This window comes from Terrabacter tumescens (assembly GCF_014646815.1).
Classification (GTDB): Bacteria; Actinomycetota; Actinomycetes; order Actinomycetales; family Dermatophilaceae; genus Terrabacter; species Terrabacter tumescens.
The window spans coordinates 113,915-127,491 of sequence record NZ_BMNZ01000007.1 but is presented as its reverse complement, the minus strand read 5'-3'; the positions used below and the strand labels follow the sequence as shown (position 1 = coordinate 127,491).

14 protein-coding genes are annotated in these 13,577 nt (G+C 73.1%); 9 read left to right on the top strand and 5 right to left on the bottom strand.

Going from position 1 to position 13,577, the window contains the following annotated elements:
* Window positions 1-4: 4 nt before the first annotated feature.
* Genes IEY30_RS17880 through IEY30_RS17850 form a run of 7 tightly spaced genes read left to right on the top strand, consistent with a single transcriptional unit; the run spans window position 5 to window position 4,612 of the window.
* Window positions 5-610, top strand: coding sequence for a riboflavin synthase (locus tag IEY30_RS17880; RefSeq protein ID WP_030201920.1), 606 nt, complete (start codon window positions 5-7; stop codon window positions 608-610).
* Window positions 607-1,875, top strand: a complete 1,269-nt coding sequence (gene ribB, locus IEY30_RS17875; RefSeq protein WP_052358874.1) for a 3,4-dihydroxy-2-butanone-4-phosphate synthase — start codon at window positions 607-609, stop codon at window positions 1,873-1,875. Before IEY30_RS17880 ends, ribB begins: the two co-directional genes overlap by 4 nt.
* The gene (ribH, locus tag IEY30_RS17870) at window positions 1,872-2,342 is read left to right on the top strand and encodes a 6,7-dimethyl-8-ribityllumazine synthase (protein WP_030201927.1); all 471 of its coding nucleotides are present in this window, start codon (window positions 1,872-1,874) and stop codon (window positions 2,340-2,342) included. The genes ribB and ribH overlap by 4 nt, the downstream gene beginning before the upstream one ends.
* Before the next feature lie 44 nt (window positions 2,343-2,386).
* Complete coding sequence (locus tag IEY30_RS17865) at window positions 2,387-2,650, top strand: phosphoribosyl-ATP diphosphatase (RefSeq protein WP_028785574.1); 264 nt, start codon at window positions 2,387-2,389, stop codon at window positions 2,648-2,650.
* Between the two features lie 14 nt (window positions 2,651-2,664).
* Window positions 2,665-3,510, top strand: coding sequence for an ATP phosphoribosyltransferase (hisG, locus tag IEY30_RS17860; protein ID WP_030201930.1), 846 nt, complete (start codon window positions 2,665-2,667; stop codon window positions 3,508-3,510).
* 44 nt (window positions 3,511-3,554) lie between these two features.
* Window positions 3,555-4,067: a PH domain-containing protein gene (locus IEY30_RS17855; protein ID WP_030201932.1), complete on the top strand. Its 513-nt coding sequence runs from the start codon at window positions 3,555-3,557 to the stop codon at window positions 4,065-4,067.
* Window positions 4,064-4,612, top strand: coding sequence for a flavin reductase family protein (locus tag IEY30_RS17850; protein ID WP_030201936.1), 549 nt, complete (start codon window positions 4,064-4,066; stop codon window positions 4,610-4,612). The genes IEY30_RS17855 and IEY30_RS17850 overlap by 4 nt, the downstream gene beginning before the upstream one ends.
* Here the strand turns inward: IEY30_RS17850 and IEY30_RS17845 are convergent.
* From IEY30_RS17845 to IEY30_RS17830, 4 genes are all read right to left on the bottom strand, one after another.
* Window positions 4,600-5,091: a globin domain-containing protein gene (locus IEY30_RS17845; protein ID WP_030201939.1), complete on the bottom strand. Its 492-nt coding sequence runs from the start codon at window positions 5,089-5,091 to the stop codon at window positions 4,600-4,602. The genes IEY30_RS17850 and IEY30_RS17845 overlap by 13 nt on opposite strands.
* Window positions 5,092-5,155: 64 nt before the next feature.
* Window positions 5,156-9,010, bottom strand: coding sequence for an IPT/TIG domain-containing protein (locus IEY30_RS22155; RefSeq protein WP_081920620.1), 3,855 nt, complete (start codon window positions 9,008-9,010; stop codon window positions 5,156-5,158).
* Between the two features lie 185 nt (window positions 9,011-9,195).
* Entirely contained in the window at window positions 9,196-10,392 is a 1,197-nt protein-coding gene (locus tag IEY30_RS17835) for an MFS transporter (RefSeq protein WP_229675077.1), read from the bottom strand.
* A gap of 70 nt (window positions 10,393-10,462) precedes the next feature.
* A complete protein-coding gene (locus IEY30_RS17830; protein WP_030201945.1) occupies window positions 10,463-10,957 on the bottom strand; it encodes a DUF6326 family protein in 495 nt (164 codons plus the stop codon).
* A gap of 163 nt (window positions 10,958-11,120) precedes the next feature.
* On the opposite strand from IEY30_RS17830, the gene IEY30_RS17825 reads away from it, so the two are divergent.
* Together IEY30_RS17825 and IEY30_RS17820 are read left to right on the top strand one after the other, a co-directional pair.
* On the top strand, window positions 11,121-12,260 hold the full coding sequence (locus IEY30_RS17825; protein WP_030201948.1) for a sensor histidine kinase: 1,140 nt from the start codon (window positions 11,121-11,123) through the stop codon (window positions 12,258-12,260).
* Window positions 12,257-12,958 carry a response regulator gene (locus IEY30_RS17820; RefSeq protein WP_052358876.1) on the top strand — a complete coding sequence of 234 codons (702 nt, stop codon included), beginning with the start codon at window positions 12,257-12,259 and terminating at the stop codon, window positions 12,956-12,958. The genes IEY30_RS17825 and IEY30_RS17820 overlap by 4 nt, the downstream gene beginning before the upstream one ends.
* Here IEY30_RS17820 and IEY30_RS17815 read toward each other — a convergent pair.
* Window positions 12,955-13,539 (bottom strand): uridine kinase family protein, encoded by a 585-nt coding sequence (locus IEY30_RS17815; RefSeq protein WP_030201953.1) that lies wholly within the window; start codon window positions 13,537-13,539, stop codon window positions 12,955-12,957. The genes IEY30_RS17820 and IEY30_RS17815 overlap by 4 nt on opposite strands.
* Between the last annotated feature and the right edge of the window lie 38 nt (window positions 13,540-13,577).

Sequence of the window (13,577 nt, the reverse complement as noted above, 5' to 3'; positions counted from 1 at the left end):
AGTCATGTTCACCGGAATCGTCGAGGAGCTCGGCACCGTCGCAGCCGTCGAGCTCGGCCCCGAGTCGGCCGTCCTGCGCATCGACGGCCCCCTCGTCGTGAGCGATGCGACGCACGGTGCGTCGATCGCCGTCAACGGCGTCTGCCTCACCGTGACCGAGCACGACGAGACGGGCTTCTCGGTCGACGTCATGGCCGAGACGCTCGCGCGCAGCAGCCTCGGCTCGCTGGCTGCCGGTGACCGCGTGAACCTCGAGCGGGCGATGCCTGCCGACGGCCGCTTCGGCGGCCACGTCGTCCAGGGCCACGTCGACGGCACCGCCACCATCACGGCGCGCACCCCCGGGGACCGTTGGGAGACGGTCGACTTCACGCTCCCACCCGACCTCGCGGCATACGTCGTCGAGAAGGGGTCGATCACGGTGGACGGCGTCTCGCTCACCGTCGCCCACGTCGGCGACGACGCGTTCGGCGTCTCCCTCATCCCCACCACGCTCGACCTGACGACATTGGGGCACAAGGGAGTCGGCGACGTCGTCAACCTCGAGGTCGACGTCATCGCCAAGTACGTCGAGCGCCTGCTCAGCCACCGGCAGGAGGTCACGTCATGACCCGCCTCTCGACCGTAGAAGCCGCCCTCGAGGCGCTCCAGGCGGGCCGGCCCGTCCTCGTCCTGGACGACGAGGACCGCGAGAACGAGGGCGACCTCGTCCTCGCCGCCGAGACCGCCACCGAGGACTGGATGGCGTGGACGATCCGCCACTCGTCCGGCTACCTCTGTGCACCGATGCCGGCCGAGATCGCCGACCGGCTCGAGCTGCCGCTCATGGTCGCCGAGAACCGCGACCCCCTGCGCACGGCCTACACCGTGTCGGTCGACGCCGCCTCGGGCGTCACCACGGGCATCAGCGCCGCCGACCGGCTGCGGACGGCGCGGGTGCTCGCCGACCCCGACGCGACGCCGACCGACCTCATCCGGCCCGGCCACATCCTGCCGCTCCGTGCCCGCCACGGCGGCGTGCTCACCCGCCCGGGGCACACCGAGGCGGCCGTCGACCTCACGCGGCTCGCGGGACTCTCGCCCGTCGGTGTCATCGGCGAGCTGGTCCACGACGACGGCACCATGATGCGCTTCGACGCCGTCGTCGAGCTGGGCCGTGAGTTCGGCCTGCCCGTCATCACCATCGAGCAGCTCGTGCACCACCGGCAGCGCTTCGACCGCGTCGAGCGCCTGGCGACGACCCGGATCCCCACGGTGCACGGCACCTTCACGGCGCACGGCTACCGCGACACCCTGACGGGCGACGAGCACGTCGCTCTCGTCAGCCCCCGCGGCCTTCACGCGCGAGGCCACGCCGGACCCGTCGTGACGCGCCTGCACTCGGAGTGCCTCACCGGCGACGCCTTCGGGTCGTTGCGCTGCGACTGCGGCCCGCAGCTGCAGGCCGCCATGTCGCGCATCGGCCGTGAGGGCGGGGTCGTGGTCTACCTCGGTGGCCACGAGGGCCGCGGTGTCGGGCTCGTCGACAAGCTGCGCGCGTACGCCGAACAGGACGCGGGCGCCGACACCGTCGATGCCCAGACGGCGCTCGGACTCCCCGTCGACGCAAGGGAGTACGCCGCCGGTGCGGCGATCCTGCACGACCTCGGCGCCACCCAGGTCGTGCTCCTGACGAACAACCCCAACAAGGTCACGGCGCTGCGCCGCCTCGGCGTCGACGTCGTCGCCGTCGAGCGGCTGCACGGCCCGATGGGCGAGGACAACGAGCAGTACCTCATCACCAAGCGCGAGCGCATGGGGCACGACATCCCGGTCACGAGCGACCGGCACCACGGCAGCGGTCACGGCAACGGCAACACCAAGGAGACGGCATGAAGGACGGCGCACCCACCCTCACCACCGACGGCAGGGGCCTGCGGGTCGCTGTCGTCGCGGCGAGCTGGCACCAGCAGGTGATGGACGGGCTGCTCGACGGCGCCCGTCGGGGCCTCGCGGACGCGGGCGTGACCGAGGTCGACGTCGTGCGTGTCCCCGGCACCTTCGAGCTCCCCGTCGCGTGCGCGTCGCTCGCGGACGGCTACGACGCCCTCGTCGCGCTGGCCGTCGTCATCCGCGGCGGCACCCCGCACTTCGACTACGTCTGCCAGGCCGCGACGGTCGGGATCACCGACGTGTCGGTCCGCACGAGCACCCCGATCGGCTTCGGTGTGCTGACGTGCGACGACGAGGCGCAGGCCATCGACCGCGCCGGGCTGCCGGGGTCCGCGGAGGACAAGGGCCACGAGGCCGCCACGGCAGCCGTCGCGACCGTCGTCGCGATCCGCGGCGTCGCCACGACGTGAGCGGCGTCGGGAGAGTCCCCGCGCCACCCGTAGGCTGGGGCACCGTGAAGAGCTTTGAGCAGCTGTATGCCGAGCTGGCCGAGAAGGCGCAGACGCGACCCGAGGGTTCGGGCACCGTCGCGCAGCTCGATGCCGGCGTCCACGCGATCGGCAAGAAGATCGTCGAGGAGGCGGCCGAGGTGTGGATGGCCGCCGAGTACCAGTCGAACGACGAGGCCGCCGAGGAGATCAGCCAGCTCCTCTACCATCTGCAGGTCCTCATGCTCGCCAAGGGCATCTCGCTCGACGACGTCTACTCCCACCTCTGAGGACTTCCATCCCCATGCTGCGAATCGCCGTGCCCAACAAGGGTTCACTGTCCGACGTCACCGTCGAGCTGCTCCGTGAGGCGGGCTACCGCACGCGCCGTGACAGCAAGGAGCTCGTCGTCTCCGACGCCGAGAACGACGTCGAGTTCTTCTACCTGCGCCCCCGCGACATCGCCGTCTACGTCGGCTCCGGCACGGTCGATGCCGGCGTCACCGGACGCGACCTGCTGCTCGACTCCGGCTCGGACGCCGTCGAGGTAATGCCTCTGGGTTTCGGCGCCTCGACGTTCCGGTATGCCGGCAAGCCGGGTCTCGTGGCCACCGTCGAGGACATCGAGGGCAAGCGGGTCGCGACGTCGTATGCAGGTCTCGTCCGCTCCGACCTCGCCGCCCGCGGCATCTCGGCGGAGGTCGTGCGTCTCGACGGGGCTGTCGAGACGGCCATCACGCTCGGCGTCGCCGACTGCATCGCCGACGTCGTCGAGACCGGGACGACCCTGCGCCAGCAGGGTCTCGAGGTCTTCGGCGAGCCGATCCTCCGGTCCGAGGCCGTTCTCATCCGCGGCGACCGCCCCGGTGAGGAGCAGGCCATCGACGTGCTCCAGCGGCGCATCGCCGGCGTCATCACGGCCCGCACCTACGTCATGCTCGACTACGACTGCCCCAAGGACCTCGTCGACCGGGCCTGCGAGCTGACTCCGGGCCTCGAGTCGCCGACGGTGTCCGCGCTGCAGGACGACGCGTGGGTCGCGGTGCGCGCCATGGTGCCGCGCATCGGCCGCAACCGGCTCATGGACGAGCTCTACGACCTCGGCGCGCGGGCCATCCTCGTCACCGACATCGCGGCCTGCCGGCTGTGACGCGTGGAGCCTGACCGGTGGAGCCCGACGCGAGGAGTGACGGCATGACCGCCCAGCCCGAGGGACAACCGGTGCCCGAGCCCACTCCCGGCTCGGACGCGTGGGCGCCGTTCCGGCCGCGCCGAGGCCGCACGGTCGCGCTCGGGGTGGTGTGGACCTCGCTCGTCGTCTTCGGGGTGATCGCCGTCGTCATGCCGAGCCAGGTCGACGGCCGATGGGGTCTCGGTGACCGCCTGATGTTCTTCGGCCTCGGTGTGGCGGTCGCCCTCATCGCCTGGCGCTACGCCTCGATCGTGGCCGTGCCGAGCCGGACGGGACTCGTCGTGCGCAACCTCGTGCTGACCCGCACGCTGACCTGGCCCGAGGTCGTCGGCATCCAGTTCGGTGGCGGTGAGCCGTGGGTGACCCTCGACCTCGAGGACGGCGACACGGTCGCCGTCATGGCGATCCAGAAGGCCGACGGCCCCGTGGCGGGCCGCGAGGCCTCCCGGCTGGCCGCTCTCGTCCAGGCCTTCGGTGAGACTCGCGAGCCCGAGCGCCCGGCGGACCCGTCGTGACGGGCGCCCCGACCCCGGAGCGCATGCGGCACGCCCTGGGCCACTTCGCGACGGGTGTCACCATCGTGACCGGCTTCGCCGAGGGCGCCGCCCCGGTCGGATTCGCCTGCCAGTCCTTCGCGTCGGTGTCGCTGCACCCGCCGCTCGTGCTCTTCTGCGCGGACCACCGGGGTCGCTCGTGGCCGCGGATGCGCGACCACGGCCGGTTCACCGTCAACGTGCTCGGTCACGACCAGCGCGACCTCATCGCGCGGTTCGGCTCGGCCGACGGCGCGCGCTTCGAGGGCCTCGACTGGTCGCCGTCGGAGCACGGCGGGCCCAGCCTGCCGGGCGTGCTCATGCGGGTGCACTGCTCGGTCGAGCAGGTCCACGTCGCCGGCGACCACGACGTCGTCGTCGGCCGGGTGCTCGACCTCGAGGACGGCGAGTCCGGCCGTCCGATGCTCTTCTACCGGGGCCGTCTGACCGTGACCGAGCGGCGCACGTCGTCGGTGTCCGACGAGACCGCCGAGGCCGCCGAGGCCATGGACGACTACTGGGGCTGAGGCTCTCCGGCGGTACGCCGCGCGTCAGTGCCCGCGACCAGCCCGTCCCACGACCACTCGGGCACGGTGAGGCCGTCGGGCACCTCGCCCGCCGACCGGTGGTAGGAGGCCATGTAGGCGGTGGCCCAGGTGAAGTACGCGACGAGCACGTCGCGTACGACCTCGTCGGCGGACAGGCCCGTGTCGTCCAGCGCCGAAGCGAAGCAGCCGACCGCGCGCTCGTCCATCTCCCGGTGCTCGCCGTTGCCGGAGTGCAGGCGCACGACCTCGGTCTCGCTCGCGACAGAGGACGTGTAGCCCCGCGGCCCTCCGAGCGCCTCTGCCCAGTAGGCGGCGAGCCGCGCCGAGTGGTCGGGGTGGTAGCCGTGCGAGAACGCGTGCGACACGACCGGGTCGGCGAGGCAGCGCTCGTGCCACGCGTGGGCGAGGGAGACGAGTGCGGGCATGCCGCCGACGGCGTCGTAGATCGTCCGGTCCACCGTCGCAGGCTCCCACCCGGTGGCTGCCGCGACAAGCCCCGCCACCCGGGTGGCGGGGCCTATGTCAGCGGAAGTGGATGAAGTTCGACGGCCAGGAGTAGCTGCCGCGCGTGAGGATGCGGCGACCGCTCATCGAGGTGTAGGTGGACCCGAGCACCGTTCCGCCGTAGCCGCTCTCGGAGATCGCGACCGTGTTGCCGTCGGAGCTGACCCAGTCCACGTAGGCGACGTGGTTGGAGTTCCACTGGGCGATGTCTCCGACACGCGGCCGCTGGTCGACGGCGAAGCCCTTGGCGCGGGCGTTGGTGTCCCAGGTCGTCGCGTTGCCGAGGTTGCCCGGGTTCTTCACCCCGTCCCGCGAGAGCCGGTAGGCGGAGAAGTTGGTGCAGTTGTTGCCCCACGGGTCGACGGGGTAGTTCCAGGCCCGCTGGCCGTAGTAGCCGAAGCGCTGGATGCAGTCCTGGGTGGCGCGTGAGTAGCACTTCCAGTTGGTCGGTGCCGGGCCCCCCGTGATGGCCCACGTGATCGTGCTGCCGCGGTAGACGGCGACGTTCGCGGTGCCGAGCACGCGGATGACCGACCCGGCGCCGCTGGTCTTCGTCGACCACTGCGTCACGCCACGGGTGTTGCGGACGACGAAGTTGCCGTCGGTCTGCATCGCTGCGGTGTTGCCGTTTCCGGTCGTGAACGCCGCCCACCGGCGGAGGCCCGTGGACGAGTTGAGCACGAGGTTGCCGTCGGTGCGCATGAGCAGGCTCCAGGCGCCGTTCGTGGCGATGATCGACTCGCCGGGGCGCAGCACCTGTCCGGGCAGGATGCGGTCGTAGCGGACACCGCGGTGGTCCCAGACCGTCGTCGTGCCCTGCCGGGCCTGGAGCAGGCCGCCGTCGGTCAGGGTGAGCGAGGCGCCGGTCCAACCGTTGGTGCCGCTCGACCACGCGACCGTGCCGTTGGTGCGCAGGATGACGACGTTGCCGTCGGCCCGTACCTGCAGCCGGTTGCCGGGGCCGCTCGTGGCGCTCGTCCACCGTCGGGTGCCGCCGGAGGTCGTGATGACGAGGTTGCCGTCGGCCTGCATCGTCGCGACGTAGCCGCCCGACGGGGACCGCAGCGCCGTGCCCGCGGAGAGCGTCTGACCGGTCCCGAGGGTGGCGCCCGCGACGTAGGTGAAGCCGTCGGGCCGCAGGACGGTGCCCGCCCGGGTCGTGACGCGGACCGAGACGAGGCCGGTCGCCGTGCGTGCCGGGACGACGGCGGTCAGCGAGGTGGCCGAGACGCGCTTCCACGACGTGGCCGCGACGTCGCCGAACTGGACGGCGCCGACGTTGGTGAACGAGGTGCCGCTCAGGGTGACGACGGTGCTGACGCCGAGTGGGCCGGACGCGGGCGTGACCGAGGAGACCACCGGGGGGTTCTGGTAGGAGAAGCGGGCGCCGGGGGCGACGACCGCGGTGCCTCCGGGTGTCGTGACGCGCACGTCGACGTCGCCCTCGGCGTGAGCCGGCAGGGTGACCCGCAGCTGCGTCGCCGACAGACGGGTCACCGACGTCGCCGCCACGCCGCCGAAGGTCACGGACGAGACGCGGTCGTAGGCCGCCCCGGTCAGGGTCACGACGGTGCCTCCCTTGGTGGGAGCGAGCGCGGGCGACACCGACGAGACGGTCGGCAACGCCTGGTAGGTGAACCGTGCCGCCGCGACGACGGGGGACTGGCCGCCCGGTGTGGTGACGCGTACGTCCACCGGACCGACCGGTCGCGCAGGTGCCGTGACCTGGAGCCGGGTGTCGGAGAGTCGGACGAGCGCGGTGCCGGGCACGCCGCCGAAGTCGACCCGACTGGCGAGCCCGAGGCGGGTGCCGGTGAGGATGACGACGACGCCGCCCTTCAGCGGGCCGGCCGGCGTCGACAGGGCCGAGACGGCCGGGACGCCGACGTAGGTGAAGACGCCGGCCGGAGTGACGGGGCTCGTGCCGTTGACGTTGACCACGCGCACGGCCACGGCGCCCTCGACCTGGGCCGGGGACGTCACGCGCAGGCTCGTGTCCGAGACGCGCACGAGACCGGTGCCGGTGACGGAGCCGAACTGCACCGAGGTGGCGTCGCCGAGGTGCGAGCCCGTGAGCGTCACGACGGTGCCGCCCTTGAGGGGGCCGGCATCGACGGACAGCGAGGTGACGACGGGCGGCCAGCCGTAGGTGTAGCGGGTCCCGGTGCCGGCCGCGGAGGTGCCGCCGGGGCTGGTGAGCTGGACGTCGACGGGTCCGGAGGCGTGCGCGGGCGTCGTGACCCGCACCGTGGTGTCCGACACCCGCACGAGGCCGGTCGCCGGCGTCGCGCCGAAGCGGACGGCGCCGACCCTTGTGAGCCCCGTGCCGGTGAGCGTCACCACCGTGCCGCCGGCAGGCGGACCGGTCTGCGGTGACACGGACGTCAGGACGGGCGTCGGGTGGTAGGTGAAGGTGGCCGCCGCGGCGGCGCGCGACGTGCCGTAGGGGGTGGTGACGGTGACGCCCACGAGGCCGGCACCGTGGGCGGGGCTCGTGGCGCGGATCGTCGTGGGCGACAGCACGGTGAACGCAGCGCTGGTGCCCCCGAAGGCCACCCGGGTCGCGCCCGTGAGCCGCAGGCCGGAGACCGTGACCGTGGTGCCGCCGCGCAGGGGGCCGGCGGTCGTCGACAGCGCCGTCACCGCCGGCGGGGCCTGGTAGGTGTAGCGGGCGCGTGTCGTGACGGCCGAGAGGCCACCCGGGGTCGTGACGCGCACGTCCACCGTGCCGACGGGCCGCGCCGGGGTCGTCACGCGCAGGGTCGTGGCGGAGACGTGGACGACGCGGGTGGTCGTCGTCGAGCCGAACCTCACCGAGGTCGCGCGGGTCAGGCCGGTGCCCGTCAACGTGACGGTGGCGCCGCCGGCCGTCGGTCCCGACGCGCGGGAGAGACCGGTCAGGGTCGGGACGGCGTCGTAGGCGTACGCGCTCGCCGTGGACGTGCGGGACGTGCAGCCGGGCGTGCGGACCTGGACGTGGACGACGCCGGCGGGCCGGGTCGGCGAGAGCACACGCACCCGCGTGCTCGACAGGACGGTGAGCCGCGCGGCGGTGCCGCCGAAGGTGGCAGCGGTCGCGCCGGTGAACCCGGTCCCCGACACGAGGACAGTGGTCCCGCCGCGCGTAGGCCCGGCTGACACGGACAGGCCGGTGACGGTCGGTGCCGGCGCCACGGGCGTCGCCTTGTAGGCGAACCGGTCCGCCGCCGTGACGGCGGACGTGCCGCCGGGGGTCGTGACCCTGACGTCGACCGTGCCGGCCGTGCGCGCCGGGGCCGTTACCCGGACCTGCGTCGCGGACAGGTGGGTCAGCCCGGTGCCCGCGACGGTGCCGAAACGGACCGAGCTCGTGCGCAGCAGGCCCGTGCCCGTGATCGTGACGACCGTGCCGCCGCGGGTCGTCGAGGTGTGCGTCGACAGCGCCGACACGGTGGGCACGACGTCGAAGGCGAAGGTGGAGCGGGGTGAGTCCGGCGAGGTCCCCGCAGGGGTGGTGACGCGGACGCTGGCGAGCCCGGCTCGATGGGCGGGGGTGACGACCCGGACCCGTGTGCTCGAGATGCGCGTGACGCGGGTGACCGCCGTCGTGCCGAAGAGGACCCGCGTCGTGGCCCCGACGCCGGACCCGGAGAGGTCCACGGTCGTGCCACCACGGGTGGGACCGGCGACGACGGAGAGGCTCACGGCGGCGGGCGCCGTCGTGACGGCGGCCGGGGTCGGTGCGGCAGCAGCCGGAGCGGCACCGGCGAGGCCGGGGAGCCCGGCGACGAGGCCGACGGCGACGAGCACGGACACGACGCGTCCGGGTCCGCCGGTCCGGGTTCGGCGAGCGCCGGTTTCGGCGATGGGTCTCGCGGTGGGTCCGGGCAGCATCCGTCGGTCTCCTTGCAGTCAGCACGTCCGGCGAGCATTCTGCACGGGCATTTCGCCCCTTGTATGCGTTTTCGCACTTATTGGACTGCCCCACAGGTCCCATGAGCCCCAGATGTAGCGCCCGTACTTCCGATGGAGGCTCCCCGTCGACGCCCTTCGGCCGGCTCGCCCCCGATCGACGCCCCTCAGTCGACCCGGCGCAGGTCGGGTCGCAGCCGCAGCACGACGAGTCCCTGGAGCACCCCGAAAGCCGCCAGCACGAACCACACGACGGAGAGCCCGCCGGTCACGTCGCGGACGAGTCCCATGGCCAGTGGGCCGATCGAGGCGATGCCGTAGGAGATGAGGAAGGCCATGCCCGTGAGGCGTCCGCTGGCCTCGGGGGTCCGGGTGTAGCGGACGAGCAGGACGAGGGCGAGCGAGAAGGCCGCGCCCTGGCCGAGCCCGGTGACGACGGCCCACACCCACGGCGCCGCGAGCGGCGCGAGCCAGATCCCGACGGAGCCGGCGACGCCGAGCGCCGCCGCGGGCAGCAGCAGCCGGCGCATGTCGTGCGTGCGGTCGCTGAGGACGGGCCCGAGCAGCCCCGAGACGATCTGCGCGCCGCTGAAGGCCGCCGCGAGGTAGCCGGCCGACGCGCGTGACCAGCCGTGCTCGACGTAGGTCGGGGCGAGCCACGTTACGGCCGAGTAGAAGCACCAGGACTGGAGGGCGAGGTAGCCGGCGACGAGCCAGGCGGTGGGGTGGCGCCACGGGAGGCGGCCCGGTCCCTCCTCGCCGGGGGTGTGGTGGGGGTTGGCCCGCACCGTGAACGGGGCCCAGGCTATGGCGCCGACGAGCGCGACGACCGACCACGACCCGAGCGAGGCCTGCCAGCTGCCGAGCCGGTCGGCGAGGGGCACCGCGATCGCCGAGCTCGCTGCGGCGCCGCCCATCATCGCCAGCATGTAGAGGCCCGTGACGAGACCGGTGCGCTCGGGAGGGAAGTAGGTCTTGACGAGCCGGGGGAGCAGGGTGCCGGCGACGGCGATGCCGACACCGCAGAGGAAGGTCCCGGCATACAGCACCACGACGTGCCCGCCCGCGAAGCGGCTCAGCGTCCCGGCCAGGATGCTGACCACCGCCAGGAGCACCGCTGCGGCGGCGCCGGTGTGGTGCGCGATCCGGCTCGCCACGGGGGCGAAGACGCCCATGCAGAGGACGGGCAGGGTCGTGAGCGCGCCGGCAGCGGCGTGGCTCAGGCCGAGGTCGCCGGAGATCGCGTCGAGCAGCGGCGGGACGCTCGTGATGGCGATCCGCAGGTTGGCCGCGACCGCGACGAGCGCGACCGCCATGACCCACACCGGGGGAAGCGGACGGAGGGCTCGTCGAGGTGCGCGCACCGTCAGAGACTATGACGGTCCGACGAGGGCAGGTCCCAGGGTGCCGCAGTGCCGTGAGTGCCGAGCGGGCTCACGCGTGCGGGCGGGCGCGAACCGCTGCGCGGTCGGAGCCTGTCGCCGTGGTCGCCGACGGTGCGCAGCGGGGCCAGGTCCAGGCGTACCGCAGGATCAGCGCGAGGAGGACGAGCTCCAGCACCACGCCGAGGCCGTAGAAGAGCAGGTAGAAGCCGCCGGCGACGTTGAAGACGGTGAAGGGGACGAACAGTGAGGCCACGACGAGGTTCGTCGTGCGGTTCTTCCGGGCGGGCAGCGTCAGCGACAGCACGACCATGAAGATCGGGATGCCCAGGACGGTCAGCACCGTGGTCGAGAAGGTCTGGGAGAGGTCGAACTCGTAGACCTTGCCGTCGAGGATGTCCTTGACGGTGCCCGGCGTGTAGAAGCCGAGGATGTCCACGTAGGCGTAGAGGAACATGAAGCTCGTCCACGCCGCGGCGAGCTTGGCCTGCACCGGAATCGGACGGTCGTCCAGTGCGGCGGGGGTGAGGGGTCGACGTGTGCTCATGGCAGGCTCCGTTGTCGCTGGGGGGATGGGTGAGTCCACGATCGCCGGTCCCGTCGGGGGTACACCTCCGTCCGGAGGCCGGGGATCACTCGGCCGAAAGCACGGTCTGTGCCTCCTCCTTTCGGCTGGTCCGCCGAGCCGCGCGGGACCCTAGGCTGGGGCCGTGGTCACGCTCCGGGGCTCCGTCTGGCGCGAGCCGCGGCCTGGGCACGCCCCTCCCGTCGGCCGTCTCGACTGGTTGCTGGCGGGGACGTTCGCGGTCGCCTCCCTGGTGGAGGGCGTCGTCCGGCCCGGGCTGGCGTGGCGACCGCTGGTCGTGGTGCTCGCCCTGGCGCTGGTCCCCGCCCTGCTCTGGCGGCGCCAGCGTCCCCTCCACGCCGCAGTGGTCGGCTGGGGCGTCGCCGGGCTGCTCTCGGGCCTCCAGCTGGCTGCGCACCCCGGCGACCTCGACCTCTACTCCATGGCCGCCGTCCTGATCCTGCTCCACGCCCTGGTGCGGTGGGGCTCGGGCCGGGAGCTGGTGGTGGGGACCGCCTTCGTGGCGGTCGTCGTCGCGCTGGGGATGTACGCCTCCTCCACGGGCGCCGCCGACGTCCTCGGCGGGAGCGCCCTCCTCCTACTGGTCATCGCCCTCGCGGCCGTGTTCCGCTACCGGGCGGACCTCTGGCACCGCCAGCAGCGCGAGATCCGCAACGAGGAGCGGGCGGGACTGGCCCGCGAGCTGCACGACACCGTGGCCCACCACGTCTCGGCCATCGCGGTCCAGGCGCAGGCCGGCGGGGTGGTGGTCGACAGCCAGCCCGAGAAGGCTGCCGAGGTCCTGGCCGCGATCGAGTCCGAGGCATCCAGGACCCTGGCTGAGATGAGGTCCATGGTGCGCGTGCTGCGTGACGAGGACGCTGTCGGCCACTCACCGCAGCGAGGTGTCGCGGATCTGCCGTCTCTGGCCCGCGCCGACGCGACGCTCACGGTCGAGGTCTCGCTGCAGGGCTCGTTGACCCGCTTGGACCGACCCGTGGACGCTGCGCTCTACCGGCTCGCGCAGGAGGCGTTGACCAACGCAGTGCGGCACGCACGCAGTGCGAGTCGCGTCCGGATCGAGGTGCGGCGGGAGGGCGAGGACGTGAGGCTGAGGGTCAGCGATGACGGACGCGCCGAGCCGGGTCCGGCGCCGCAGCCCGGGTTCGGCCTGCTGGGCATGGCAGAACGCGCCCAGCTCCTCGGGGGGTCGCTCACCGCCGGCCCGGCGCCGGGGGGTGGCTGGTTGGTCGAGGCCGTGCTGCCGGCCAGGGTGCACGCATGAGCATCCGTGTCGTCGTGGCCGATGACCAGGACCTGGTCCGGACCGGGCTGGTGATGATCCTCGACGCGCAACCCGACCTCGAGGTCGTGGGAGAGGCGGCAGACGGCCTCACGGCTCTCGACCTGGCGAAGAGGCTGCGCCCCGATGTCCTCCTCGTGGACATCCGGATGCCGGGGCTCGACGGTGTCGAGGTGACGCGGCGCCTGGCCGGGCCGGACGTCGCGGACCCGATGGCGGTCGTCGTGATCACCACGTTCGACCTCGACGAGTACGTCCTCGGCGCGCTGCGCGCCGGCGCTCGCGGCTTCCTGCTCAAGGACGCCGGGCCGGCGCTCCTCGTGCAGGCCGTGCACGCGGCCGCCGACGGGGACGCGCTGATCGCCCCCAACGTCACGCGTCGGCTGCTGGCGACCCTCGCCGACCAGACGCCGGCCGTCCCGGCCCAGCCCGTCGACCCGCTCACCGAACGCGAGGAGGAGGTGCTCGTGCTCGTGGCGCGGGGCCGCACCAACGCCGAGATCGCCACCGAGCTGTTCGTCGGCCTGAGCACGGTCAAGACCCACGTCGCTTCGCTGATGACCAAGCTCGGCGTCCGCAACCGCGTCGAGCTCGCGATGTGGGCCCACGGCACCCGACGGGTGCGTGCCGACCAGCAGCCGGGGACCGCTGCGGGCGGGCCGACGTCGGCGCACCCCTAGGGCGAGGTGTCCAGGACCAGGTCCGCCCGTCGACGGGTGGCGTCGGCGGTGAAGAGAGCCGTCTCCTGGTCGGCCCACCGCTGCCACTGCGGGCGGTAGGCCTCACCGTCGCGCTCGATGCCGCGACGCCGCCGGAGCGCGACGTCGGCGTCGACGAAGACGGAGAGAGCCGCATACGCCCTCGCCGGCCCCACGCTGGAGCCGCAGCCCTCGACGACGAGGAAGCGGCAGTCGGGCACTTCGCGCGTGCTGGCCCACTCGTCGCGCACCCAGCTCCAGATCCGGTAGGCCGCCCGCTCGCCGCGCGCCAGCGGCTCGAGCACCTGCTCCGTGAGCAGCGCCGGTGCCTGCAGCAGCCCGTCCCAGCCGGGGTAGAGGTGGTCCATGTGGACGACCGCGACGGGGCCCTGCTGCTCGAGGGCGAGCTCGACCCCGCGGGCCAGCGTCGTCTTGCCCGCGCCGCTCGGGCCGTCGAGGGCGATGACGACGACGTCGCCGCACCGCACCGGGGCAGCGAGCGCCAGCGCCACGACGGCGTCCACGTGCTCCTCGCGCGGCGGCCGCGTCACCTGGTCCCACATGGGCGCGACCCTACCCATCCCGGCCGCTGGCCTAGATT